Here is a 24456-nt window from a genome sequence, read left to right as displayed (position 1 = left end):
ACATACGGAAAGCTAACCTTTTCGAGTCCGCGCGTAAGCTTCACGTAAGCTTTGATGGTTTTGACGGCGGTTGGGCGGCTTTCGTCGACGCGGAACCATTGGGCTGCCCCGGTCGTTCTCGGCCCATGCGGATCAGAGAAGAAAATCGAAACATGTTTCTGCTCGGCGCGGTGACGCTTTGCTGCGCCGTGGTGGCCGGCACGATCGCAATCGTCGAGCCCGTCTTTGGAGAGGCGCCGAAGAATCAGGTCGCCGACAGCAGGCCCGTCGAGGCCGCAGCCCCGGCGGCGGTCCGTGTGGTCGGCGCGCCTTTCGTGCCCAACGTCACGCCGCGCGAGCGATAGCGCTCACGTCGGGGAAGTGCTCTCACCTTCTGCGGGCTGGGCTTGAGCACGCACCAGCGCCTCGACGAAGGCGATCACTTCCGCCCGCTTCTCACGCGGCAGCAACAGGAAGGCGCGAACGAGCCTCAAGCCGTCCGTCTCGTCCGAGCGTTCTTTTCCGGCATCCATCCGCCCACTGTCGGGCGACCGGGAAAAATATGCAATCCCTTGCAGGATACCTCCTTGATTCGCCCCGCGAGCTTTGGTGGAATGGCTCCAGCAGGGGTGTCCCATGAAGTGGATCAGAGAGCGCGACGCACTGATCGCGCAGACACTGGCCTTCGTTCAATCGGTAACCGGCAAGAAGGATGACCTCCATCCGCCGGAAACCGTCCCGACGGCTGCCCCGGCGGTGTGGGTGGAAACCGTCGCGGTCAAGACTGTCGCGGTCGAGACCTTCACAGTCGAGATCGAGCCGCCGCCAGCGCCCGCACCGCCCCCGCCCGTCATGGTCGCGCCACCCCGGACCGGCGGCGATTTCCGCTCCGAGATGCAGGCTCGCATCGCCAATTTCCGAAAGCACCAGGAGCGGTTCGAGCGCGAGCGGGAGGAATATTGCGCGGCCACCCTGACCAGGCTCCGCGCCGCCATTCGGGACCCCTCCCTCCGGCCGCGAGCCGAAGACTAGGGCCGGCGGCCGGTCAGGGCCCCCTACAGCCAGGACCAAACCAACCAGAGATTGGCCGCACAGGCGCTGAGCAATCCCAGCGTCAGTGGCAACAGCATGTGCCCGCAGCAGGTCTTGAGGTCGGTCGTCATGGCCGAAAACATCCGCTGATTCCGGCAAACGAGTCCCAAGGTTTCTTTTTTTGGGGATTCAGGACTCGTTAAGGACTCAGGGACCGGTCAGACCTGAGCGCCAGATCACGGGTCCGTGATCACCCCGGAACCGCTTGCGCCCTCGAATCGTTAACGCGCTTTCCTGGAGCGGGAAGCATGCCCTACGCCCTGTTCTGCAACGACGCCCAGATCAGCAAGGCCTACCCAAGCGACGCCGACGTCTGGAAGCTCGCGCAGCGGAGCGGCCTCGTCGTTGATGTGGCGGCCGACGATGACCGGCACGGACCGCGCCGGGTGCTGGACAATGATTACGAGATCAAACCCTGCCGGCCCGCCCAAGGCGAAGACCCCGCCGAGAACAAGGCGGAGGCCGAGCGGCAGTCGCGGTTAGAGCTCGAGCTGAGTTCTTGAGATCAGGCCGAAGGTCGGAATGCGCTCAGGGCGTCGCGATCGCCAGCGAGGCCTGCTCGCCGGCCAGCACCACACAGGCCTTGCGGCGGTGCAGCCCACGGATCGCGCCGGTGACCTTCAGCACCTTGCCGGACGGACAGGAGGCGTCCTTGACGAAGGCGACCTCATAGGGTGCCAGCATCAGAGGCTCGGACTTGAGGATTGTCTGTGCAGCGCACGGCAGGGAAAAGAAGCAGGAGATCACTGCAGCCGACACAAAGATACGCATGTCCGTCGTCCCACCAGCCCGGTAATTCTCATATAACGCCTTCCGGAGCGCGAGTTCCGTAAGTCGCAAAAATTATTTTTGCTTTACGCCAGCCCCATGACACGCGTGAGAAAGCCACGTGCCGAACGTTTGCTTGCAAATGACGCGCCAGATGGTTCACGCAACGCAAACAAGCGCCTGCGAACCTGGAGGCCGGCAAACGAAAGGCCGGCGTGAGCCGGCCTTTTTCAGATCTCGGGTCGCTCTGGCGGGTCAGTAGCGCGAGGCCGGCGGGCCGCCCCAGCCGAAGCGATAGTTCACACCGACCTTGACGGTATGCTCGTCCTCCCGGCCCCGGACGCCGACGATGTCGGCCGGGCCGGAGGTCAAGGTCGTGCTGCCGAAGTTGTAATACTGGTACTCGGCCTTGGCCGACCAGTTCGGGGCAAACATGTATTCGAGGCCGGCGCCGACGGTATAGCCGTCCTTGTTGTTGCCGGTCGCGGTAAAGGGCTGCGCGACGCCGGCAACGTTGACGCCAAGGCCGCCATTGCGCCAGGCGTAACCGCCCTTGGCGTAAACCAGCGCCGGGCCCCAGGTATAGCCGACGCGGCCGGTCACCGAGCCGAGCTGGTCCGTGTTGGAGGTCACCTGCGTCCCCAGCGGGAACGTAGCGCCGTTGTTGTTGGTCGGCAGCCAGGAATACTGGGCCTCGATACCCACCACCCAATTGGGCGCGAACTGGTAATCGAAACCGCCCTGCACGCCGCCCAGGAAGCGCGCGTCGCTCGACTGGAAGCTGCTGTCGCCGGCGAAGGCGCCACCGACATGGCCGCCGATGTAGAAACCGGTCCAGTTGTAGATCGCCTGCGGCGGCGTATAGACCGGCGCCTTGGTGTAGGTGCGCGCCTGCATGTCCGCTGCGGCCGCCGGTGCGGCCAGCGCAAGCAGAGCTGCTGCACCGAGCAAAATCCTCTTCATGCTCATCCCCGTTCTTTCAAAATCGACCCTCAGCAAACAACGTGGCGTGAATTTGGTTGCTTGGCGGCGATGCCGGAACGTTGATCGTTCGTGACTGTGACGGGGTGGCAACCACGCGATTTTGTTCCGTCACGTCGCCTTGCACCGGCTGTTTTCGTCGTCAGCGCAAGGCTGGCCATAACGATCTGTCGCGAGGCAAACCGGCCCCGTTCAAAGCTCGCCGAAATGTGATCCAGCGCCCCTGTCTAGCACCAGCCGATGAAGGCGGGCTTTGCGCTACCGCGTCATCTTTTCCAGTTCCGGAAAGGGTGCGTAAACCGCACCGGCGCAGAGCTCGTTGGCGCGGTCCACGACCCGGTCCGCCCGGCCGTTCACGAAGATCACGGCGCGCTCGCGCATGGCCTTGTAGCTGCCGTCGGTCTCGCGTGGCGTGAAGTGCAGGCAGCCGACGTAGAACTGCCGGCCGCCGACCTCGCGCTGCACCGGATCGGCCATGCTCGCCTCGCGCACGCCGACCGGGTTGTTGAGATAGCTGCGCATCAAGGCGACGGTCTCGCTGCGGAAATTGTCGGGAAAGGGCTGCGGCCCTCCGGCCTGGCTCCCCTCCATCAGGGATGGACGGTCACCGTCGCTGCCGAAACATGCCGCGAGCATCAGCGGCAATGCCAAGATCAATGCCAGGCTCACCGCAGGTTTCGCCAATCGCCCCACCGCTTACGCTCTCCGCTCGAACAGACCCGGACAACGTTCTAGCCCCAAGGTTGCACGAAGGGAATTCGCTTGCTCAACGCACCGGCCCGCCGCCGATGCGTTGCACTTTCGCGCAAGGCGCCGGAACGGCGGGACGGGCCTGAAGTCCGCGCGGCAACGGGGCAATGCCAGGGATGCCGCCGCGCGGGATCAGTCGTTAGCTGCGCTTCTCGATGGTCGCCGGCTTGGTCACGTCCGGCTGCGCCTTCAGCGACTTCTTGGCCGACAGATGCTTGTGGTGATGGCGATGGGTGCGCACGATCTTGTGCTCGTCGGGCGTGACCGCGGCGTTGGCATTCATCGACTTCGACTTGGTGTCGGCCTTGGCATCCGCCTTGACGTCGCCAGCCTTGACGTCCGAAGCCTTCACTTCGGAAGCCTTGGCACCGGAAGCCTTGAGATCGGAAGCCTTGGCATCGGCCTTGACGCCAGCCTCGGGTTTCGCGGCGGTGGTCGACGCCTTGGTCTGGCTCTGGTCCGCCTTGATGACCGGTGCTGTCGTGGTGGTCTTTGCCGCATCCGTGGCGAAGGCCGGGGCTGCGATCACGGAAGCTGCGAGCAAGGCTGCGGAAATGGACTTCAACATGGTGCTGTCTCCTCTTGGAAGGATCTTGAGGCGGCGCCCTCTCGCCAACCCTTCGATCGTAGGTGGGAGCCTAGGCGCCACGCACTGAACCCAGTCTGAAGCCGATTGCAGGCTTCCGTTCATCTGGATGACAAGTTTGTCATCTGCCCCGGGGCGATTAGATCGTGCGAAGCGGGAATGTTTTCGCCCCCTGGGTGTTCCGGTCTTCGGGCAATCGTGTAGGATCGCCACGTTCCATACGGGAGAAACTAGATGCGCAAACTCTCAATGCTTGTTGTGCCGGGACTCGTCGCCATGTCGCTGGCGGCAGCGCCGGTGCTGTCCAGCGCCTATGCCGCCGGCAGCGACGAGCCCTCCTCGCCGCCGAAGTCGGACTCCTCGTCCAAGAAGGGCAAGAAGAAGAGCTCCTCCGTCAGCGATCCCAAATTCCTCGCGGCCTATCGCACCGCTTACACCACGATCTATGACAACCACGACTACACCGGCGCGATCGGCCAGCTGAAGTCGCTCAAGCGTGATGACGTCGCCGACGTCGCCAATCTGATCGGCTATTCCTATCGCAAGCTCGGCGACTATCAGTCGTCCAAGATCTATTACGAGCTGGCGCTGAAGGACGATCCGAACCACGTCCGCACCTGGCAGTATTACGGCCTCTGGCAGCTCGAGCAGGGCAACCGCGAACAGGCGCAGTATCATCTGAACAAGATCGCCTCGCTCGCCGGCACCGACAGCTCCGAATATCGCTCGCTCGCCGCAGCGCTCGACAAGCCGACCGGCGCGACGCTCGTCTACTGAAGACGACAGCATCTTCTACTGAAGACGACAGCATCTTCGACCTCGCGAACGGGCACAACCTTTCGGTTGTGCCCGTTCCGCTTTCTCGGCTAGCCTTCCGCACCATCCTCCCCTCGCAAATTGGTGCGCAATGGACACGTGGCTGCGATCCGCGATCGACTACATCAGCTCCTGGATCGAATTTCAGCAGACGACAATCCAGCAACCCGGCGTCATCGTCGCATTCGCCCATCGCGGCGAAATCGTCGCCGAGCACGCATTCGGCCTTGCCAATCTCGACACCGGCGAGAAGCTCACCCCGCGTCACCGCTTCCGCATCGCCTCGCACTCGAAGAGTTTTACCTCGGCCGGCATCATGAAGCTGCGCGAGCAGCGCAAGCTTGGGCTCGACGACCCCATCGGCGACCATGTCGGCGGCCTTCATCCGCGCGTCGCCGAGACGAAGATAGCGCAGGTGCTCTCGCACAGCGCGGGGCTGACGCGCGACGGCGCCGATTCCGGCCAGTTCATCGACAGCCGCCCCTATCTCAACGCGAAGGAGCTGCTGGCGGACTTGAAGCTGCCGACCGCGATCGAATCAGGCACCCGCTTCAAATATTCCAATCACGGCTTCGGCCTGCTCGGTCTCGTCATCGAAGCCGTGACGAAGGAGCCCTACCCCGTCTGGATCAAGCGCGAGATCATCGCACCCGCAGGTTTGCGCGAGACCGAGCCTGACGCGCCGCTTCCCAAGGGCGCATCGTTCGCGCGCGGCCACACGCGCAAGGTGCCGCTGGGCGAACGCTGCGTCATCCCCGGCGACAATCCCGCGCATGCGATGGCCTCCGCCGCGGGCTTCGTCGCGACTGCCGCCGACACCGCCCGCTTCTTCCAGCAGCTTGCGCCCAATGCCAGGAAGAGCGTGCTGTCGGTCGCGAGCCGCCGCGAGATGACGCGGCAGCACTGGCGCGTACCGCAGAGCTTCGAGGCCTATTACGGTCTCGGCGTCAACGCCGGCAAGACCGACGGCTGGGACTGGTTCGGCCATGGTGGCGGTTTCCAGGGCTACATCTCCAGGACCTGCTCCATCCCCGGATGCGAGCTCGCGATCAGCATCCTCAGCAACTCCATCGATGGCGCGGCGCCGTTCTGGATGGACGGAGCGATGCAGATCCTGCGTGTCTTCAAGACGCGCGGCGCACCCGACCGCCGCGTGCGCGACTGGACCGGACGTTGGTGGACGGTCTGGGGCGCAAGCGACCTCGTGCCGATGGGCAACCGCGTGCTGGTCGCCAATCCGCAGTTCAACAACCCGTTCATGGATGCCGCCGAGATCGAGGTCACCGGCCGCGATACCGGCAAGCTCGCCTGGGCTGCCGGCTATTCCAGCCATGGCGAGCCGGTGCGCCGCATCCGCAACAAGCGCGGCAAGGTGAGCGACATCTGGCTCGCCGGCGCCAATGTGAAGCCCGCGAGCGTCGTGGCCCGCGAGATCGCGCGGCGATACAAGCCACGCAAGCGGCGGCCCATCCAGGGCGTGTACTTATAAGGGCGATGTCGGCTTCTGATCGCTGAGCGGAATGGTCTGATCGGCTAGAGCATTACCGCTAGTGACCCCGAACCGGACTTCGGCCGGTTTCAACGCGGCACGAACTCCGGGGGATCACGGCTTCGACGGCGTCCCACAACGGCCGAAATGTGGCGCTTACCTGCCCACTCGCCTATTTCTTTCCCCTTCACCGCCCAGCTTAGAGCGCGTTTCGTATCCAAGATTGCCGCAAGCGCCCTTGTGCTGAAGAGAGTTCGTTGCGTCCGGTGGAGCAAGCGATGCGTACCGAATTGTGCTTTCAGCGTAAGCTGCGCCGCATGCTTGTTGCTGTCGCCATCGTCGGCCCCGTGGCGCTGACGCCCGAAATGAGCGCGGCCGAAGGCTTGCTTGATTTCCTTTTCGGTGGCGGCCAGAAGCAACAGCAGCAGACCTCGACTTTTGATCCGCGATCACCACCGCCGCGGCCGGTCGTAAGCGCGGGACCTGCCTTCTGCGTGCGCAGTTGCGACGGCAAATATTTTCCGCTGATGCGCGGCGCGGCCTCGCCGGCGCAGATGTGTCAGGCCTTCTGTCCGGCAAGCCCGACCAAAGTTTTCTTCGGCTCCAGTATCGACAGAGCGTATGCCGCAACCGGCGAACGCTACGCCGATAGCGAAAACGCCTTCGCCTATCGGAAGGCGCTACGCGCCGATTGCACTTGCAACGGCCAAAGCCCCGCCGGTCTTGCATCGGTCGATCTCGCGATGGACGGCTCGTTACGCTCGGGCGACGCGGTCGCCACCGCTGACGGGCTCGTCGCCTATTCCGGCATACGGGTCGGCAACGACCAGAACCCGGATTTCACGCCGCTTCCGGCGGCGACCATCACGCGGAAGCCGGTGCCCGCGCGCGACTAGCGCGTAGATGCGGATTGATGTTCCAATCAATGTCCGACGATCACCTCTTGCAGAGCTTCTTCCGTTGTTGGTCCTTAGCCGGCTAGCACTGATGCCGCATCAATGTCCGCTCTCCCGTGATGAGCCGACCTCGATAGATCAAACCAGCAAAGTCTGCTTGTGACCCTGGCTGTGTGAAAACTCAAAAATCAAAACGCGACGAAGAATGATGTTCTTCAGGTCGACCTCTAAGTTGAATTCGCTTGCGCGTTGAGCGGCTAAAGTGGTCTTGGACGAATACCTTGTTCTACCGCGATTGAACGTCTTCGCGTTTTCACACAGCCCAGACCCAAAGCGGACGATGCGTGATGCCGATGCCGCGCACTCGCTTCGCCGTCTCACTCAATGGGAAAATTGAGCAGCGAGGAAACTCCGCATCTCCTGGACTGACTGGGCGGCCGCGGTGGGATCATATTTGAGCCAATGTCCGAGATATTCCCTGCCATCGGCGAAGGCGGGGGAATTAAAGGCGTGATAGGCACCGGGATAGACGATCAATTTTACGGGTGCTCCCCTGTCGGCCCGCCGCTTCATCCAACGCTCGCAGTCCGTCGCGGGCGTCCAGTCGTCGAGTTCGCCGATCATGATCAATGCAGGAACGATGAGTTCCTCGGAGGCAACGCCGCAAAGCGGGTAGTAGGCCACGGCGGCCTTGAACTTTCGATCCCGGGGGACGTCAAAGATTTCCGCCTGATGGTTCGACGCCAACTGCAGCGCAACCATTGCACCCTGCGAATATCCAATAACCGCGATACGTTGAGAATCGACGAAGGGAAGATTGGAAAGATAGGATAGCGCGCCTAAAGCATCACCTTGGCGGGTAAGCAGCAGGCCCGGCGTCACCTGGGTGCAGGCGTTCTTGATGCCACGGGTCGCAAAGCTATCCAGCATAAGCGACACATAGCCCCGCGCGTTGTACGTTCGGGCGTCTTCCGAAAGTCCATCGCATCCGTGGAGATACACAATGGCGGAAAATGGGCCGTCGCCCTCAGGTTTCGACAGGTAACCCTCAATCGTTTCAGACGCTGCTTTCGGCGTTTCGCCACGTTCGCGCGCCAGGCGCTGCTGGAGTTGGCCGACGTGAACGGGAGCACTTTCGAACCTGACCAATTCTCCCGCCAAGGTCGCGGCGTTGGTGGAAAGGTATGCAACGAACACTGCTACACCGAGACATGCTTTGGCTCGTGTAACCATTTTCCTTCCCTCCGCTTCCCGAACGGAGTCAGCGTAGCAGGCTCATGTCCGCCCATCCACACCGTAAGTCTAAGAATGCACGGACACTTATGGCCGGCGTGGGTGACCGGAAACGGCGATGCGCCCGCGAGCAACAGCAATAGCCTCTGCGCTCGCGGCCGGTTGTTCAAGGATGTCCGACAAGCAATGGCAGCACGTCTGCACCGCCCGCCATGAGCGGATTCGACGGCTCGAAATGTTCCCGCAATTCTCGCTTCCGGACGAGTGAGCGCGCATCGAGAAACGCATCCTTCAGGCTGACGGCTTTCCGGAGCGCGACGTTGAAAAAAGCGTCGCCAAAATAGGTCCACTTGGCCTTGTCCTGGCAGCCGAACGACGGATGCTTGTCATCGGCCGCGGTGATGACCAGCACATCGGGAGTCGCCAGGTGCGGGATAAAAACCCCGGAATAACAAGCCGAGATGACCACCACCTTGTGTCGCACACCTGTCTTCGCGAGCATGTCGCGGAGACGAGATGGTGTGAGCGTTTCTGTGAGCCGCCCCGCCTTGATTGCAAGGCCATCAGGAGAGCCATGCGAGGTGAGAATCAAAAAGAGAACATCTTTCTCAGCATCCAAGCGGTTGGCTGCCATCTGTAGCGACTTGGCCAGGGCTTCGATCGTTGCACTTCCCCCTTTCTTGGAATTGTACTCCACGTTGATCGGTCCAGTCTCGAAACGGCCGGCCACGACCTGAGCCGCGCCGGTCGCCTCGGATCTAAACACGCCTTGATCCCCGTACAGGCCAAAGGACACCACGCCAACCTTTCCAGCGTCCGCAATAGCGCGTACCGGAGAAACCAGCGGCCAGATGGTCAGAAAAAAAGCGACGAGCGGCGCGCCGAGCCGCCTGATCGAGGACCTGGAGGTCATCGCGAACCTCGTTTCGAGATCGCCGCTACAGAACTGCGGCTCAACACAAAATAGCGGAAAGCCAGTGAATTTCCATCCATCCTTCGGAATGGCACGTGCAAGGGTCCGGATATGGCCCTTCGCGACCAAGTCCGGCCATTGCCTCCATGTCGGCTCTGAGGGGGAGACTGGACCGAAAAGAGATTCTGCAAGACCGTCGCGAATGACCCCGAAGCCGACCTTGCGCCGATGCCGCCGGAGGCGCGGTGCGGGCTCGAAAATAAATTCGTAGAGCATGTCGTTTTGGCGGTCCGCCGTTCGACTGGGTGTCGGCGGAGCCACTTCGGCTGTGGCTGGAGCTCACAATGTGACTGATTAGCTGTCAGATCAATGATCTTGCGGAGGTTGGCAATGACGATCTCGCATCGATTTATCGAGACAAATGGCATTCGAATGCACCTGGCCGAAGCAGGGAGCGGCCCCACCGTGCTTCTCTGCCATGGCTTTCCGGAGTGCTGGTATTCATGGCGGCACCAATTGGAAGCGCTCGCTGCCGCCGGATATCGCGCCATCGCGCCCGACATGCGTGGTTACGGGCAGACGGACAAACCGGATGCGATCGATCAATACACTCTATTGCATTTGACCGGAGACATGGTCGGATTGCTCGACGCGATCGGCACGGATCAGGCAGTCGTTGTCGGACATGACTTGGGAGCGCCGGTCGCCTGGCGCTGCGCTCTGTTCAGACCGGATCGATTTAGGGCCGTCGTTGGCTTGAGCGTGCCATTTCAGGTGCGTGGTCCCAACCGACCAAGCACCGTCATGCCGAGGACCGAAAAGCAGCGCTTCTATCAACTGTATTTCCAGACGCCGGGCGTTGCCGAGGCAGAACTCGAAAAAGACGTCCACAACGCAATCAGGACAACATTGTTTGCTCTATCCGGCGATGCGCCGGTTGAAGATCCTGCGTCGCTCGCAATGCTTCCTAGTGAGGGGGGGTGGCTTGATGGGAAGCCTACAACCCAATCATTGCCGACGTGGCTGACGGACAATGACATCGAATTTTACGTCGAGGAGTTCAAGCGCACCGGCTTTGGAGGAGGTTTGAATTGGTATCGCAACATTGATCGGAATTGGGAACTGCTCGCACCATGGTCTGGCGCAAAGGTTCAGGTCCCGGCACTCTATGTCGTTGGCGATCGAGACGGGGTTTACAGATCGCCGAATTGGAACCATCTCATCCCTAGCCTGAAACAGTTCGTGCCCTTGCTTCGCGAGACAATAGTCTTGAAAGGTTGCGGTCATTGGACTCAGCAAGAGCGCGCCAAAGACGTAAGCAATGCGCTCCTGGAATTCCTGAAACAGAACTGATGCACTGAGTCCGCTCTTGGCCCTTCGGCGACCTTCGTCGATGTCCGCTTTTGTGCCGCTGTTGAAGGATAAGCGGACATCAGGTTCGACCAAGATCAAGCGTCTCATTTATGGGTACACGCCCTAGTTGAAGCATGATTACGCGCAAACGCGTTCCGCGTTTGTCGCGAGGGAAAACCGCTACGCACTTTTCCGGATCATGCGCTACTCCCTGATCAGCGCCTCGACCTCGCTGCGAAACGCCTGGCGCGAGCCGTCGCGTGAATAGAACATGTGGCCGCCGGGATAGACGACGAATTTCACGCGCTGGGTCACGAAGGCCGGGAGCTGGTCGAGCACCCGCTTCGTGCCGAAATAGGGCGTCGCGAGGTCGAACAGGCCGTGCCCGACCAGCACGTTGAGCCTCGCATCGGTCGCGAGGATCTGGCGCAGCTCCGACACCGATTGCGGCGGGTTGATGCCGCGGCCGAAATCCCAATTGCCCTCGACCGAGCCGTTCAGCACTTCGTAGGAGCCGTCGGGGCGCCAGTTGAGCTTGCGCGTCAGCACGTCGACAGCGGCACTGGTCAACGGCGCCTGCAGCGCGTCGCCCGAGGGATCGCCGAAGCGGGAGTTGCTCGAATCCGGATAGGGATCGAGGCCGCGCACCGAGCCGTCATAGCGTCCTGTCACCTTGCCGTTCTTGCGGTCGAGCTCGCGGCGGAATTCGCCGACGTCGAAGCGGCCGGAGAGCCGGCGGCTCACCGCCTGGTCGATGCCGGTGAGCTCGGCGACCTTGTCGGCGAGGCGGTTGGTGGCTTCCCTGTCGGCCTCGCCCCTGACGAGGTCGGTCAGGAATTCGCCGCGTGCGTATGCCTCGACATCGGCGAGATCGGCGCGCTTGACCGGTCCCTTGGCTTCGCGCGCGACCGCCACATAGCTCGGCAGCGTCGCGACATATTGCAGGAGGCTGGTGCCGGTGAACTCGCGGAAGTCCAATAGCGGTGACACCAGGATCAATCCCCTGACGCCAACGCCATGCTGGAGCTGCAACTGGCGCACCACTTTCGGCCCGCGAATGCCGCCATAGCTTTCGCCCGCGACGTATTTCGGCGAGGTCAGCCGGTCGTGCTTCTCGAGCCAGCGGCGGATCACCAGCGCGATCGCGTTGGCGTCACCGTCGACCGAATAGAAGGATTTGCGCGCGTCGTCGCCGCTGGCAACGAAGCGGCTGTAGCCGGTGCCGACGGGATCGATGAAGACGAGATCGGTGAAGTCGAGCCAGGTCTCCGCATTCGGCTTCACCTCGGGCGAGGCCGATGGCGACAGCGCCTCGCCGTCGAGCGGCAACCGCCACGGCCCGGCCGCTCCAAACTGGAGCCATGCCGAGGATGCGCCGGGCCCGCCGTTGAACAGGAACGTCACCGGGCGCGTCGCGCGGTCGGAGCCGTCGAGCTCGTAGGACGTGTAGGCGATGTCGGCCAGCGGATCGCCTTTGCCGTCGAACACGCGGATCGAGCCGGCCGTTGCCGCGAAGTTGAGATTGCGGCCGGGCAGATCGAGCGTCTGCTTCGTGGTCTGGTCCGGCGGCAGGCGGTGCGGCTCGGTAGCCGACGGCGAAGCCTGCGGTCCGCTTTGAGCGGCACCACCGCCACGTCCCCCCTTCTGTCCGGCTGGCGCTGCCGCCTCGGTGCGCGGCTGCGGCGGATCGTCCGCACGCGCAAATCCCGCAACGGCGAAAGCCGACACCGCCAGCACCAGGGCCGTACGACGGAGCGCCGGCAAGCTCGTGACCATGATCGTCCTCCCTGCCCGGCCATGAGGGCCGGGGAAGGCCGAAAAGCTAGCGCGAAATTGCGACGGTTTGGGGGATCGTGGGTCCGGCGGCCCCCAAGGCGGCCGATCGGGCTCGAAATGAGGTGATTTTCGTCCCGAAACCGGCAGTCACCCGTTTGCCTTGAACGGCGGTCATCCTCGACAATCGAGCCCCACCTCGTATAGACGAGCGCGGCGGAACTTTCTCAAGCCAGCGGCCCTGCCCGGAAGCCATGACCAATCACGTGCGGTACGACCGGATCGCCTTCGTCGCCAGCCCGAGCAGCGAGGCGCAGACCGCCTTCGTCCAGCTCACCCGGGACTATGGCAATTGCACCCCCGAGGAAGCCGATGTCGTGGTCGCGCTCGGCGGCGACGGCCTGATGCTGCAGACGCTGCACCAGAACATGCACACGGGAAAGCCGATCTACGGCATGCACCGCGGCACGGTCGGCTTCCTAATGAACGAGTATTCGACGCACGATCTGCGTGCCCGTCTCGAGGCGGCTCATGAATCCGAGATCAATCCGCTGCTGATGCGCGCGACCGACGTCAACGACCGCGTTCACCTGCATCACGCCATCAACGAGGTCGCCCTGTTCAGGCAGACCTATCAGGCGGCGCGCCTGCGCATCCTGATCGACGAGCGCGAACGTATGCCCGAGCTGATCGCCGACGGCATCATGGTGGCAACGCCGGCCGGCTCGACCGCCTACAATCTGTCGGCGCAGGGGCCGATCCTGCCGATCAACGCTGCCCTGCTGGCGCTGACGCCGATCAGCGCCTTCCGTCCGCGCCGCTGGCGCGGTGCGCTGCTGCCCAACACGGCTTACGTCGTGATCGAGGTGCTGGAGGGCGACAAGCGTCCGGTCGCAGCCGTCGCCGACCACGACGAGGTGCGCGACGTCCGCCGCGTCGAGGTGCTCTCCGACAAGACCATCTCGATGCGGATGCTGTTCGATCCCGGCCACAGCCTGGAAGAGCGCATTTTGCGCGAGCAGTTCGGCTACTGAGCCCGAGCGCGCATCACTGCCCGCAAGGCTGAATGGCTTCCAGGCCTCCCGCCATCGCGGGATCGCTCAGCAGGTCGAAATCCTTGGCGACGGGAACGAAGCTCTTCGTCTCCGATGTCATCAGATAGATCGTGACGGGCAGCGATGCCTGCGGCGCCGCATTTGCACGGCAGAATTCCTTGGCGGCCACGCCGAGCCCCATCGACCCGTGCTTGCCTTGCTTTCCCTGCTCGATCATCGAGGCACGCAGCGCTTCGAAGCGTGCGGCATCTTCCAGCGACAGGCGATAGGCATAGATGGACGCGTTCTGTGGCGGAGCCGGCAGGCCGCCCCGCTCGCGCGCGCTCATCTCCATCATGGCAAAACTCGTCCTGGTCTCGGCCTCGCCCGTCAGTTTGGTGACGACGTCGAGCTTGACGCCGCCCGAACGTGGCCGCAGCGCATCGGGCAGTTGCACGGCGACGCGCAGCATCGACAGGTCCGTCGTGCTGGCGTCGATGCGGGCCAGCGGCGGGATCGATGTCAGCGGCACCGAGCCGCAACCGGCAAGCATGAGCGCAGCCGTGCCCGCAAGAGCGCGCACGAGGCGGTTCATCGCAGCGTCTCCAAGCTGGAGTTGAAAGGGAGATGGCTAAGCCGATTTTCGGCCGGCCGCACGATGCTCCAAAGCGTCGTCCGCATTGTCAGGGACGTATTCCAGGATATCGCCGGGCTGGCAGTCGAGCACGGCGCATATTCGCTCCAGCGTGTCGAAGCGGATGCCCCTCACCTTCCCCGATTTCAGCAGGGAGACATTCGCCTCCGTGAGCTCGATGCGGGCCGCAAGCTCGCGCGACCTGATCTTGCGCCTGGCGAGCATGACGTCGAGATTGACGATGATCGGCATGGTCAGATGATCTCGCTGTTCTCGTGCCAGAGGCGGACGGCATCGGCCATCACGGTCGCGAAGGCGATCAGCGCAAGGCCGCTCAGCACCGACAGCACATGCGACTGCTCGATGCCGAACATGACGACGATCTGGCCGGGCTGGTTGGCCCGCGTCAGGTTGATGGTCGTGAGCATCTGCACCAGCGGCGAGACCAGCGCGTTGGCGATCAGCGCGAGGCCCATGCGGCGGATGCGCCAGGCATTGTCGGTCGCGAACACCTCGCCGCGCGCGAAACGCGAGAACAGCATCGAGAGCTGCAACAGGGCGTAGAGAACCGGCGCAAGGCCGATCAGGCTGACGAGCGCACCGACCATGCGCGTATCGAGATTGAGCGTGAACGGCCGCGCGCCGAGCGGAGACTGGGTCGCGATCCAGTGCCGGAGCACCTCGTCGCTCGACCACAGCAGCGGCACCGCCAGCACCGCGCCCGCGACGCAGAGAAGCGCGCCGACGGCCACGACCCGTCCGATGCGCCGGAGCCGCGGCGCGGCCGGGACAGGGTAAGGAAACGCGATCACGCTCATCGGAGGAGCTCCCGTGCGACTGAATATTTTTATTGTTTTACGATAAAAAATGGCAGAATTACGATATGATCGCAGGGCCTCTTCCGAAGCCCCGCCAGACGCAGCGGCAACCCTTCATTAACTCCCGGCGCGATATGGTTAACGAAGGTTGACCGCTCTGGCCCAGGCGTCATGTTTCGCATCGATTTCAACAAGCTGCGCTTCCTCGTCTGCGACGATAATCCGCACATGCGCCGCATCCTGCGGACGCTGCTGCACTCCTTCGGCGCGCGCGAGGTCTACGAGGCCGAGGACGGCGCCACCGCGCTGGAAATGTACAGCCATTACGTGCCCGACATCGTCATCACCGACTGGGCGATGCCGATCTTCGACGGGCTCGAGCTCGCGCAGATGATCCGGCAGCCGGAATCCAAGGGCAATCCTTACGCGCCGATCATCATGCTGACCGGCCATTCCGAGAAGCGCCGCGTCACCATCGCGCGCGATGCCGGCGTCACCGAATTCCTGGCCAAGCCGATCTCGGCCAAGGGCCTGTATCAGCGCATCCTCAACGTCGTCGCCAATCCCCGCCCCTTCATCAAGACCAAGACCTATTTCGGTCCGGATCGGCGCCGCAACACCAACTCCGCCTATATGGGTCCCGAGCGCCGCATCGGCGAAAAGCACGAGGTGCTCCAGCAGCCCTCGCTGCTCGACAAGGCCCGGTCCTCCATCTAGCGCAACGTCTCACGCGGGGCAGATATCATGGCGAAGAACGGCGCAAAGGACATCGAGGTCACGGCCTTCGCCACGCATCAGGTCATCACGCAGCCCAATCCGCTGCGAAAGGTTCTGCGCCGCGTCGAGGAAAAGGACATGGACGATCCGGTCAGCCGCGCCGAGCAGGCATTGGCGGGCCTCGCCGGCGAGTTCAAGGACTGGATGGCGGCCGAGGTCAACCGGCTGTCGGCCGCTTACGTCGCTGTCCGCCACGAAGGCTTCACCAAGGAGCGCCGTGACGAGCTGTTCCGCGCCGCGCACGACATCAAGGGCGACGCCGCAACGTTCGGCTATCCGGCTGCGGCGAGCGTCGCCGAAAGCCTGTGTCGCGTCATCGAGCATGCGCCCGATCTCGAAAGGGTGCCGGCCGAGCTGTTCACGCACCATATCAACGCCATCCTCGCCATCGTGCACGAGAACACGCAGCTCGACAGCATCAGCGTCTCCGCCGAGCTGAGCCGTCGCCTGCGCAAGGTCGCCGACGACTATCTCGCCCAGGTCAACCGCGACCGCCCCGATCATCTCGAAGCGATCCTCGCGCCGAGCATCGTGCCGGCGGAGTAGCAGCTCCGCTCTCTCCTTTCGTCATTGCGAGCGCAGCGAAGCAATCCAGACTGTCCCCGCGGCGGGATTCTGGATTGCTTCGCTGCGCTCGCAATGACGGAATTCGGGGCTGCTCTATCACCACGATCAGTATCGTAGGGTGGGCAAAGCGAAGCGTGCCCACCAATCAACTTGATTATGCGGATGAATTGTGGGCACGGCGCCGTGCGCCTTTGCCCGCCCTACGGCACTTGACTACGCCGCGATCAGATCGTCGTAGACCGGATCAATCGCATCGTCCGCGACCAGCTCGTCGCAGAACAGCCGCGCCTCTTCGCGCGCCGATTCGGTGGCGAAGCGGCGGAGCAGGACCATCAGCGGATCGGTGGTGCCGCGATCGGTCTCGCAATGGGTGAGCACGCGCTCGACCATGCGCCGGCGCAGCCGCGCCGCGCCGTCGTCGCTGTCGACAAAGCCCTGCTCGTGGCAGGCATCGAGCGCGACCTGGAAGGCTGCGAACGTCGCCTCGGGAAGGCCGGCACGGCGCAGCAGCGCATGCAGGCTGTTGCCGCCGCGGTCGTGCAGCAGCGCGGAGACGCGCGCCAGCGGCAGGTCGGCGAGCTCGGCCAGCGCCGCGTCGAACAGATCGAGATTGCTCGACAGCAGCGCGCGCAGGATCAGGCCGGCGGTGAGCTGGCCGGTGACCCGGAGGTGATGCACCAGGCCCAGCATGTCCTCGTCGCGCGAGCGCGCCGCGATGTTGATGGTGGAACGGTCGCGGGCCTCGATCGTCACGCGCTCGGCACGGTCGGCACTCAGCCAGTTCCGCGCCACGACGAATTGCGCCAGGGTCTCGGAGAGTTTTGCCACCAGCGCGGCGCGCGTTGCGGCCGGCAGATCATCCAGCACCAGCATCGCCTCGCGGATCGCGGCGAGATGGCCGTGGCGCTCGACGATGCGATTCCAGGAGAACGGCGCAAGCTCGGCATGCGGGTTTTCGATCAGCTCCAGCGCCGAGGCCGCGCAGCCGACTTCCGCGATTGCGGCGCAGACCGAGACCGGCAACGCGATGCGGCGCGCGACCGCGCATTGCACCTCGTCATTGCCGGTCGCGACGATGTCGACGAGATCGGCATCGATCAAGAGCGGAGAATGTTCGAGCACGGGCAGCGCGACGGTCGGCTGGTCCGCCGACAGCGCCCGCACGATCGACGCCGGCGCATCCGTGCTGCGCGCGAATGCTTCGGCCATCGCCTGCCGCACCAGCGGCGAAGGATCGTCGAGCAACATCAGCAGCGCGCCTTCCGCGGCGACGCGGTCGTCATGGGAAAGATCTGAGATCAGCCAGGCCCGGGCCAACGCCCGCGTCGCCTCGGCCCGCTCGCCAGCGGGCGCCGTCCTGATCCAATTAATGAACTGCCGAACGATCATGCTGCTTCCGGCTTACGCAACGAAAAAACGAAACGATGACGGCTCGTCACCTGCAACACAAAATAAGCCACGACGCTTAACAAAGCGTTCACCATAACTGGCTGGTTTTATTGACGTTTTGTTAAGGGAACCAAGACGCGCGAGCAGCGCGTACGACGGCGATCAGCTCGAGAACGTACCGCTGCGATCGCTGAAGAGATCGAGCGGCTGCGGCGCACGCACATCGGGCGTGGCTGAGGCGACCGACGTGAACGAGGCGTTGTTGCCCCACAATTTCTGCACCGTGGTCGAGACCGGCTGCGTGGTGTCGCCGGGCTGATAGATCGAGCGGAATGCGGGCGTGACCGGCGCGCTGTCCGCAACGGTCGTTGACGATGTCGCGCCCACCGGCGTCACGGCATTCGCATTCGGGAAGGTCTGCAGATAAGCAGCGTTGTCGATCATTGGCGCGGTCGGCTGCACGCCATTGGCGCTCGCGACCTGCGTGGTCGACGGCGTATCGCCATACATGGCCATCGCGCTGCGCGTGAGTTTCGAATTCGCCGCGATGGCGTAACGCGCGTCCAGCACCGAATAGACCTCGGAGACGCTGCGCGCGCGGCCGTCATTGGCGTAGAAGATCGAGCGATTGGCGGAGGCCGCATTGGGAAACAGCCGCGCCCCGACCGCTTGCGGATTGTCTTCGGCATTGGCGATCAGTTTCGCGGCTCCGGCGACGCCCATGAAATGCGCCATGTAGAGCTCGCTGTCGGATGGCCTGCGGCCGAGCAGACCGGTGAGCTTGAAACTGTTCGACTGCGTCAGCGCCGCCGCCATGGTGGATGCGGCTTCCGGATCGTCGCGCAGCTTCATGATCGACCGCTTCATCACGGGATCATCGACGGTGTAGCCGCCGGACGAAGTCCTGCTGATCGCGTCAGAATAATTGCCATAGCCGAGCTGGGTGCCGGCCTCCTTCACTGTCCCGAGCCAGGTCTGGTCGATGAACTGGTAGAGGCCGTGCGCGGACGAGGTGGTGGCGCCCGCGGTCGGATCGAAATCCGATTCCATCTTGGCGGTGGTCAGCATGTACTGGAAGCTGATGCCGGTCCGGCTGGAGACCTGCTTGATCGCACCGGCGACACGTGCCCGCGACGGATCGAGACCCGCCGTCTGAGAGGCACTGGAATTGTCGACCGACATGCTGAAGTGCCCGCCCCGCGCGGCGTTGAGCGACGCCGGCAATTCGGCGCCATGTCGTCTCACCGTGGGACAGGTATGGTTAATGCGGAGTTAATTCGGTCCTCGCCGTCATTCCGGGGCATCGCGCAGCGATGAGCCCGGAATGCATGCCACCGCACGTGATGCCGTGCGATGGATTCCGGGCTCGCGCTTCCGCGCGCCCCGGAATGACGGAGAGCTATTTCTTATAGACAGCGTCCGGATCGAACAGCCTGTCGGCATCGACGAACACGAGCTTCGCACCGCCGCCCTCGGCCTTGACCTTGCGGTAGAAGCACGACCGGCGTCCGGTATGGCAGGCAGCCCCGATCTGCTCGACGCGAAGCCAGACCGCGTCCTGGTCGCAATCGGTGCGGATCTCGACCACGCGCTGGGTCTGACCCGAGGTCTCACCTTTTCGCCACAAGGCATTGCGCGAGCGGCTGAAGTACCAGGCCTCGCCGGTCGCGATCGTCTTGCGCAGCGCTTCGTCGTTCATGTGCGCAACCATCAGCACGTCGCCGGTGGCGACGTCGGTCGCGACGACCGTCACGAGGCCGCTCGCATCGAACTTCGGGAGGAAGGTCAGGCCTTCCTCGATCTCATGGGAGTGAGCGGACACGAACGTTCTCGCTAGAGCATGACTCGGAAAAGTGTGCAGCGGTTTTCCGCAAAGGTCATGCTCAAAACAGCAAGCCTTCGCGAGGTCAGCGCTGCAGGCCTCGCACCAGGGACAGGAAACGGGCCTGCTCCGCCGGATTGTCGCGGAACATGCCGGTGAAGCGGCTGGTGAAGGTGGAGGCACCATGCTTGGCGACGCCGCGCACCGACATGCAGGTATGCTCGGCCTCGATCAGCACGGCAACGCCGCGCGGCTTCAGGATCTCGTCGATCGCCGCCGCGATCTGCGCGGTTAGATGCTCCTGGGTCTGGAGCCGGCGGGCGAAGATGTCGGTGAGGCGGGCAAGCTTGGACAGGCCGACGACGCGCTCCACCGGCGTATAGGCAATGTGCGCCTTGCCGTAGAACGGCATCATGTGGTGCTCGCATTGCGAGGTGAACTCGATGTCGCGCACCAAGACGAAGTCGTCATAGCCGGCGGTCTCGCCGAAGGTGCGGTCGAGCACCTCGGCCGGGCACTGGTGATAGCCCTGATAGAGCTCGTCGAAAGCCTCGACCACGCGGCGCGGCGTGTCGAGCAGGCCTTCGCGATTGGTGTTCTCGCCGATATAGGCGAGCAGCGTCTTCACCGCCGCTTCCGCCTCGGCGCGCGCGGGGCGCGGCTGGTCGGCGCGGACGGCAGCCGCGAGGAATTCGGCGGGATCGAGTTCGGCCGGGCGGCTCTCGGGCTGCTTATTGGGGCGGATCGGCTTGATGGTCGCGTCCATGTCTACTCCGTTCGACGGCCTTTTGGCCGGAGTGTCACCGGCAGACGGGGCGGCAAGCCGCCGGACGCCTGAAGAGAACAGTTTTGGCGAAAAGGTCCTTCGGTCACAACATCAGTAGCGCAGATCTGGACCGCAGCCGACGCACCGCTGGACTGTTTTTCCGCCAGTTCCGACCCTATATAGGACCCTGGACGGCGCCCGCCAAGGCCGATCCGATGCGGAAGTCCCGGACTCCATCACATGCTGAACGACATCTATAACAAGCGGATCATCGAACTGGCCGGGAATATTCCGCGGCTCGGACGGTTGTCCGACGCCGATGCCACCGCCACCGCCCACTCCAAATTGTGCGGCTCGACGGTGAAGGTCGATCTCAAGATGAGCGGTGACACCGTCACCGACTTCGCCCATGACGTGAAGGCCTGTGCGCTGGGCCAGGCCTCCTCCTCCATCATGGCAAGTCACGTCGTCGGCTCGACTGCGAACGAACTCCGCGAGTTACGCGAGACCGTTCGCAAGATGCTGAAAGAGAATGGCGCGCCTCCCGAAGGCAAGTGGGAGGAAATCAAATTCCTCGAGCCGGTCCGCGACTACAAGGCGCGGCATGCCTCGACGCTGCTGACCTTCGATGCCGTGGTCGACGCCATCGGCCAGATCGAAGCCAAGGCCAAGCAGCCGGCGGCGGCGCAGGGCTGATCCAATCCCATCATTGTCGCTCCGGGCGCGCGCCACGGAATGACGACGTGAGGGACTTACTTCTGCGAGACGGCGAGTGGCGCCGCGCCAGTGGGCACAGCGGCCTCGGCCGTCTTGGTCGACTTCGCCGGCTGCTCCGGCTCCGTACCGAACCTTGCTTGCGTCTTCGGCGCGAGCTCCGCCATCGCGGGCGCTGCGACGTCCACATGCGGCAGCACCTCGGCCACCAGATCCGTCGTCACCAGATTGGTGAGCTTCAGCTCGCCGGCGCCCAGCTCGTGCAGGTCTTCCCATGGCGGCACGCTGAGCGCGAGCGAGAGCAGATCGCCGGCACCGCCCATGTCGAAGGTGTATTTGGCGAGACGGCCGATGTCGCGCTCCACGATCATCAGGTCCTGCGCGCTGTAGCTCGCCGCCTTGGCATCGTCGGCGCGGTCGCCCATCCAGATCTGGTGGACGCGGACATGGGCGGCTTCCGGCACGTAGCGCTTCTTGCCGGCCAGCAGCAGGAACACGCACATGGATTCGCAATAGGCCTCGGGCGCGACCGCCGGGCGGGCCGACTGGCCGCCGCGATTCTGGAGACTGATGCCGACCGTGGTCAGAAGTCCGAGATTGCGGAAGCGCCGGCCGAGGGTGATCGCGTCGTTGACGGAACCGCCGCTGGAGTCCAGCACCACGGTCGCCCCGCCGAGCTGGCGTCCCTGGGCGAAGTCCTCGAAATCCTTGGGCGTATCGGAGGTGATGATGCCGACCGCGCTGACCCAGCCGCGGCAGTTCGGCTCGCAGGCAACCCAGCTGAACTTCATCGGCAGCTTGCGCTCTTCGAGCGTACCGCCGGCCCGCGCCGACGACCCAACGGTCGCGACGGCGCCTGCCAGCACGACTCCAAAAGCGGCGGTTCCCACTAGCAACCAGCCGCGAAGATTGAGCGACTTCACAAGTTTCAAACTGGTCCCTTCCCCAAGCCCCGAGAGCGATTCAGGCAAGCCCCGTTTTCGTCCAACAAGTCTACACATGGACGTCACAAAAATGGTATCCGGGGGAATACAGATCGTCCATAGGTACTTGCTGCACTGCTCCCAAAAAGCATGCAAAATATGGCGCGCAAACAACACCTTGTTGTTCCCTGCGCCGGAACCGCGCAACAACTCGCTCAACCTCGCGGCAAGACGCACATGAAGCATTCAGCCTGCGAGCATTGTTCCACTCCGGTCGAGGGCGCGCTCCGCCTGCCGCGCAGATTCGGGCGCGCGCTGATCTGGCTCTACCGCCATACGCTGTCGCCGCTGGTCGGTTACAATTGCCGCCACCTTCCGACTTGTTCCGTCTATGGCGATGAAGCGATCGAACGGTTCGGGCTCTGGGCCGGCGGCTGGATGACGCTGGCGCGACTGCTGCGCTGCAATCCGTTCGGCACGTGGGGCATCGACAACGTTCCCCTCGCAGCGCCGCAAGGCGCGCGCTGGTATCTGCCCTGGCGCTATGGCCGCTGGCGCGGCGTCAACGCGTCCTGAATTGGCCGCGTAAGCATACTGCGGTGCTTTACGCATCGCTGCCCTGAGCGGAACCGAAAGTTCCCGTTCGCGTTGTTGTGATGCTCCCACGGGAGGAAACAACAATGCGCTGGAAAATCAGCCCTCATTTCCACTTCAGGCTTGGTCCAAATTCCAGTCCCAGCCGTCATCACCACGATCCCAGAGCCCTCGATATGCTCGCCATCATCGCATTGCTGGCGCTCGTGCTCGGCTTCGGCTGGTACCTTGCGACAAGCCTCGCCACGCCGCCGAGTTCGACGGCGCTCATCGTGCCGAGCCAAAGCGTGCATTGGTAGTTCAGAGGTCCAGCACCAGCCGTTCCGCGTCCGATCCTGCAACACACACCATGAGATAGCGCTCACGCTCATACGGCGACAGAATGCGGTCGCGGTGAACAGGCTTGCCCTCGATCCAACCGACCTTGCAGGCGCCGCAGATGCCGCCGCAGCAGGAGGTCGCGATGTCGATGCCGCCTTCCTGCAAGGCGGCCAGCATGGTCTGGCCGGCATGGACCTGGATTTCGGTCCCCGTGCGCGCCAGCGACAGCGTGAACGGTTTTGCATCGGGATCGATGACCGGCGGCGGCGCGACGAAGCGCTCGATATGAACGTTCGCCGCGGGCCAGGCGGCAGTCACCCGCTCGAAATCGTCGATCATGCTTTCCGGGCCGCAGCAGGCGACCATCGTCTGGACACCGGCCTTCCCGACCAGTGACGCAAGATCCGGGCGCCCCTTCTGCGAAGTACGATGCACCACCACGCGGTCCGCATCGATCAGCGGCGCGAGATGTGCTGCCAGCGGAATCTCCTCGCGCACGATCAGATGCAGCGCGAAATCGACGTCGTCCGTCTGCATGAGGTGCCGCGCCATCGACAGGAACGGCGTCACGCCGATGCCGCCCGCGACAAACACGTGGCGTGCGATCTCCGGGCCAGTCTCGAATCCGCCGCGCGGCAGCGAGACGCCGATGATGTCGCCAATCCTGATATCATCGTGCAGCGCGCGCGAACCGCCGCGCCCCGTCCCCTCGCGCTTCACCGCGATCACGTAGCGCGCATTGTCGGCAGGCTCGTTACACAGCGAATAGGTGCGGACGAGCCCGTTCGGCAGATGCAGATCGATATGCGCGCCGGGCTTGAACGGCGGCAGCTCCCAACGATCGGGGTCGGCCAGCGTGAACAGCTTGATCCCTGCCCCGGCGTCCTCGATGCCGGTGACGACCGTCTTGACCGTCGTGATCGGGCGCGCCTTCATGCTGCGTTCCGCACGATGTCGCCGACCTTCACGATGCCGCCTTGCAGGATTTTGCAATTGAGGCCCGAACGGTTGATCAGGGGATCGAAGATCGCCTTGCCGGTGATCTCCTCGATGTGCCGGCACGGCACCGACAGCCGCGTCGCCTCCAGCAGGGTCTCGCCCAGCCAGAAGCGGCGGCCGACCAGATGGTTCAACGGCACGCCCTCGACCGTGACGTTGCGCCTGTGCTCTTCCGGTCCGAGCGCGATACCGGCATCGCGCTTGAGCGCGACCAGCGTCTCGAGCTCGAACAGTGTGACCTGCCGACCCTCTTCCGGCTTGTGCGAGTAAAAGCCCTCTTCGTTGCCGATCATGTAGCGGTCGCCTTCGATGCCGCGGCCGGCGACGAGATGGATCTGTTCCGCTGCGCGCATCGGCAGGAACGCACGCGGGGTGACATGCAGGAAGCGCACTACGCCGGTCCAGCCGAGCTGCGCTGCGTTCTGCGCCGGGTCGGCGCTGATGGTATCGAGCATGACAATTCCCCTTG

31 protein-coding genes are annotated in these 24456 nt (G+C 63.7%); 13 read left to right on the top strand and 18 right to left on the bottom strand.

Annotated features, from left to right (window positions below; genetic code table 11):
- The first annotated feature begins 152 nt into the window (after window positions 1–152).
- Window positions 153–344, top strand: a complete 192-nt coding sequence (locus RAD16_RS20895) for a hypothetical protein (protein ID WP_458159777.1) — start codon at window positions 153–155, stop codon at window positions 342–344.
- A 3-nt stretch (window positions 345–347) separates the two neighbouring features.
- Here the strand turns inward: RAD16_RS20895 and RAD16_RS20890 are convergent, their stop codons facing one another.
- Entirely contained in the window at window positions 348–512 is a 165-nt protein-coding gene (locus RAD16_RS20890; RefSeq protein ID WP_458159776.1) for a hypothetical protein, read from the bottom strand.
- 103 nt (window positions 513–615) lie between these two features.
- Here RAD16_RS20890 and RAD16_RS20885 point away from each other — a divergent pair, with 103 nt between their 5' ends.
- Window positions 616–1011, top strand: a complete 396-nt coding sequence (locus tag RAD16_RS20885) for a hypothetical protein (RefSeq protein ID WP_458159775.1) — start codon at window positions 616–618, stop codon at window positions 1009–1011.
- 308 nt (window positions 1012–1319) lie between these two features.
- Window positions 1320–1574 carry a hypothetical protein gene (locus RAD16_RS20880; RefSeq protein WP_458159774.1) on the top strand — a complete coding sequence of 85 codons (255 nt, stop codon included), beginning with the start codon at window positions 1320–1322 and terminating at the stop codon, window positions 1572–1574.
- Between the two features lie 25 nt (window positions 1575–1599).
- Here RAD16_RS20880 and RAD16_RS20875 read toward each other — a convergent pair whose 3' ends face one another.
- The 4 genes from RAD16_RS20875 to RAD16_RS20860 all read right to left on the bottom strand — a co-directional run bounded on the left by RAD16_RS20875 (window position 1600) and on the right by RAD16_RS20860 (window position 4138).
- The gene (locus RAD16_RS20875; RefSeq protein ID WP_458159773.1) at window positions 1600–1842 is read right to left on the bottom strand and encodes a hypothetical protein; all 243 of its coding nucleotides are present in this window, start codon (window positions 1840–1842) and stop codon (window positions 1600–1602) included.
- 252 nt (window positions 1843–2094) lie between these two features.
- Window positions 2095–2802 carry an outer membrane protein gene (locus RAD16_RS20870; protein ID WP_458159772.1) on the bottom strand — a complete coding sequence of 236 codons (708 nt, stop codon included), beginning with the start codon at window positions 2800–2802 and terminating at the stop codon, window positions 2095–2097.
- 276 nt (window positions 2803–3078) lie between these two features.
- On the bottom strand, window positions 3079–3474 hold the full coding sequence (locus RAD16_RS20865; protein ID WP_458159889.1) for a hypothetical protein: 396 nt from the start codon (window positions 3472–3474) through the stop codon (window positions 3079–3081).
- Window positions 3475–3709: 235 nt separating this feature from the next.
- On the bottom strand, window positions 3710–4138 hold the full coding sequence (locus RAD16_RS20860) for a His-rich protein BRANT (RefSeq protein WP_458159771.1): 429 nt from the start codon (window positions 4136–4138) through the stop codon (window positions 3710–3712).
- A 252-nt stretch (window positions 4139–4390) separates the two neighbouring features.
- Here RAD16_RS20860 and RAD16_RS20855 point away from each other — a divergent pair, with 252 nt between their 5' ends.
- From RAD16_RS20855 to RAD16_RS20845, 3 genes are all read left to right on the top strand, one after another.
- The gene (locus RAD16_RS20855; RefSeq protein WP_458159770.1) at window positions 4391–4933 is read left to right on the top strand and encodes a tetratricopeptide repeat protein; all 543 of its coding nucleotides are present in this window, start codon (window positions 4391–4393) and stop codon (window positions 4931–4933) included.
- Between the two features lie 130 nt (window positions 4934–5063).
- On the top strand, window positions 5064–6461 hold the full coding sequence (locus RAD16_RS20850; RefSeq protein ID WP_458159769.1) for a serine hydrolase domain-containing protein: 1398 nt from the start codon (window positions 5064–5066) through the stop codon (window positions 6459–6461).
- 278 nt (window positions 6462–6739) lie between these two features.
- On the top strand, window positions 6740–7357 hold the full coding sequence (locus RAD16_RS20845) for a DUF2865 domain-containing protein (protein ID WP_458159768.1): 618 nt from the start codon (window positions 6740–6742) through the stop codon (window positions 7355–7357).
- Window positions 7358–7738: 381 nt separating this feature from the next.
- Here RAD16_RS20845 and RAD16_RS20840 read toward each other — a convergent pair whose 3' ends face one another.
- Complete coding sequence (locus RAD16_RS20840; RefSeq protein ID WP_458159767.1) at window positions 7739–8590, bottom strand: dienelactone hydrolase family protein; 852 nt, start codon at window positions 8588–8590, stop codon at window positions 7739–7741.
- Window positions 8591–8756: 166 nt separating this feature from the next.
- Window positions 8757–9779 carry a C13 family peptidase gene (locus tag RAD16_RS20835; protein WP_458159766.1) on the bottom strand — a complete coding sequence of 341 codons (1023 nt, stop codon included), beginning with the start codon at window positions 9777–9779 and terminating at the stop codon, window positions 8757–8759.
- Between the two features lie 114 nt (window positions 9780–9893).
- Here RAD16_RS20835 and RAD16_RS20830 point away from each other — a divergent pair, with 114 nt between their 5' ends.
- Window positions 9894–10856 carry an alpha/beta fold hydrolase gene (locus tag RAD16_RS20830; protein ID WP_458159765.1) on the top strand — a complete coding sequence of 321 codons (963 nt, stop codon included), beginning with the start codon at window positions 9894–9896 and terminating at the stop codon, window positions 10854–10856.
- 204 nt (window positions 10857–11060) lie between these two features.
- On the opposite strand, the gene RAD16_RS20825 is transcribed toward RAD16_RS20830, so the two are convergent.
- A complete protein-coding gene (locus RAD16_RS20825) occupies window positions 11061–12632 on the bottom strand; it encodes a S10 family peptidase (RefSeq protein WP_458159764.1) in 1572 nt (523 codons plus the stop codon).
- A 251-nt stretch (window positions 12633–12883) separates the two neighbouring features.
- On the opposite strand from RAD16_RS20825, the gene RAD16_RS20820 reads away from it, so the two are divergent.
- The gene (locus tag RAD16_RS20820; protein ID WP_458159763.1) at window positions 12884–13663 is read left to right on the top strand and encodes an NAD kinase; all 780 of its coding nucleotides are present in this window, start codon (window positions 12884–12886) and stop codon (window positions 13661–13663) included.
- A 13-nt stretch (window positions 13664–13676) separates the two neighbouring features.
- Here the strand turns inward: RAD16_RS20820 and RAD16_RS20815 are convergent, their stop codons facing one another.
- Genes RAD16_RS20815 through RAD16_RS20805 form a run of 3 tightly spaced genes read right to left on the bottom strand, consistent with a single transcriptional unit; the run spans window position 13677 to window position 15115 of the window.
- Entirely contained in the window at window positions 13677–14258 is a 582-nt protein-coding gene (locus tag RAD16_RS20815; RefSeq protein WP_458159762.1) for a hypothetical protein, read from the bottom strand.
- A gap of 36 nt (window positions 14259–14294) precedes the next feature.
- Window positions 14295–14549, bottom strand: coding sequence for a helix-turn-helix domain-containing protein (locus tag RAD16_RS20810; RefSeq protein WP_458159761.1), 255 nt, complete (start codon window positions 14547–14549; stop codon window positions 14295–14297).
- Window positions 14550–14551: 2 nt separating this feature from the next.
- Entirely contained in the window at window positions 14552–15115 is a 564-nt protein-coding gene (locus RAD16_RS20805; RefSeq protein WP_458159760.1) for a DUF2975 domain-containing protein, read from the bottom strand.
- A gap of 171 nt (window positions 15116–15286) precedes the next feature.
- Here RAD16_RS20805 and RAD16_RS20800 point away from each other — a divergent pair, with 171 nt between their 5' ends.
- Together RAD16_RS20800 and RAD16_RS20795 are read left to right on the top strand one after the other, a co-directional pair.
- The gene (locus RAD16_RS20800) at window positions 15287–15832 is read left to right on the top strand and encodes a response regulator (RefSeq protein WP_326898158.1); all 546 of its coding nucleotides are present in this window, start codon (window positions 15287–15289) and stop codon (window positions 15830–15832) included.
- A gap of 27 nt (window positions 15833–15859) precedes the next feature.
- Window positions 15860–16438: an Hpt domain-containing protein gene (locus RAD16_RS20795; protein WP_458159759.1), complete on the top strand. Its 579-nt coding sequence runs from the start codon at window positions 15860–15862 to the stop codon at window positions 16436–16438.
- A 234-nt stretch (window positions 16439–16672) separates the two neighbouring features.
- Here RAD16_RS20795 and RAD16_RS20790 read toward each other — a convergent pair whose 3' ends face one another.
- From RAD16_RS20790 to folE, 4 genes are all read right to left on the bottom strand, one after another.
- Window positions 16673–17848, bottom strand: a complete 1176-nt coding sequence (locus tag RAD16_RS20790) for a DUF2336 domain-containing protein (protein WP_458159758.1) — start codon at window positions 17846–17848, stop codon at window positions 16673–16675.
- 162 nt (window positions 17849–18010) lie between these two features.
- Window positions 18011–19072: a lytic transglycosylase domain-containing protein gene (locus RAD16_RS20785; protein WP_458159888.1), complete on the bottom strand. Its 1062-nt coding sequence runs from the start codon at window positions 19070–19072 to the stop codon at window positions 18011–18013.
- Between the two features lie 175 nt (window positions 19073–19247).
- Window positions 19248–19670, bottom strand: a complete 423-nt coding sequence (hisI, locus tag RAD16_RS20780; protein ID WP_458159757.1) for a phosphoribosyl-AMP cyclohydrolase — start codon at window positions 19668–19670, stop codon at window positions 19248–19250.
- 85 nt (window positions 19671–19755) lie between these two features.
- Window positions 19756–20436: a GTP cyclohydrolase I FolE gene (folE, locus tag RAD16_RS20775; RefSeq protein WP_326899168.1), complete on the bottom strand. Its 681-nt coding sequence runs from the start codon at window positions 20434–20436 to the stop codon at window positions 19756–19758.
- A gap of 240 nt (window positions 20437–20676) precedes the next feature.
- Between folE and RAD16_RS20770 the strand changes: the two genes are divergently transcribed.
- A complete protein-coding gene (locus RAD16_RS20770; RefSeq protein ID WP_458159756.1) occupies window positions 20677–21132 on the top strand; it encodes an iron-sulfur cluster assembly scaffold protein in 456 nt (151 codons plus the stop codon).
- A gap of 56 nt (window positions 21133–21188) precedes the next feature.
- Here the strand turns inward: RAD16_RS20770 and RAD16_RS20765 are convergent, their stop codons facing one another.
- The gene (locus RAD16_RS20765) at window positions 21189–22082 is read right to left on the bottom strand and encodes a hypothetical protein (RefSeq protein ID WP_458159755.1); all 894 of its coding nucleotides are present in this window, start codon (window positions 22080–22082) and stop codon (window positions 21189–21191) included.
- A gap of 228 nt (window positions 22083–22310) precedes the next feature.
- On the opposite strand from RAD16_RS20765, the gene yidD reads away from it, so the two are divergent.
- Window positions 22311–22649, top strand: a complete 339-nt coding sequence (gene yidD, locus RAD16_RS20760) for a membrane protein insertion efficiency factor YidD (protein ID WP_458159754.1) — start codon at window positions 22311–22313, stop codon at window positions 22647–22649.
- Between the two features lie 104 nt (window positions 22650–22753).
- Complete coding sequence (locus RAD16_RS20755) at window positions 22754–22966, top strand: hypothetical protein (RefSeq protein WP_458159753.1); 213 nt, start codon at window positions 22754–22756, stop codon at window positions 22964–22966.
- A 1-nt stretch (window position 22967) separates the two neighbouring features.
- Here RAD16_RS20755 and RAD16_RS20750 read toward each other — a convergent pair whose 3' ends face one another.
- Window positions 22968–23924 (bottom strand): PDR/VanB family oxidoreductase, encoded by a 957-nt coding sequence (locus RAD16_RS20750; RefSeq protein ID WP_458159752.1) that lies wholly within the window; start codon window positions 23922–23924, stop codon window positions 22968–22970.
- The gene (locus tag RAD16_RS20745; RefSeq protein WP_458159751.1) at window positions 23921–24442 is read right to left on the bottom strand and encodes an MOSC domain-containing protein; all 522 of its coding nucleotides are present in this window, start codon (window positions 24440–24442) and stop codon (window positions 23921–23923) included. The genes RAD16_RS20750 and RAD16_RS20745 overlap by 4 nt, the downstream gene beginning before the upstream one ends.
- Between the last annotated feature and the right edge of the window lie 14 nt (window positions 24443–24456).

It is taken from the genome of Bradyrhizobium sp. 18BD (assembly GCF_054185225.1).
This window is presented reverse-complemented; position numbering and strand designations above follow the sequence as displayed.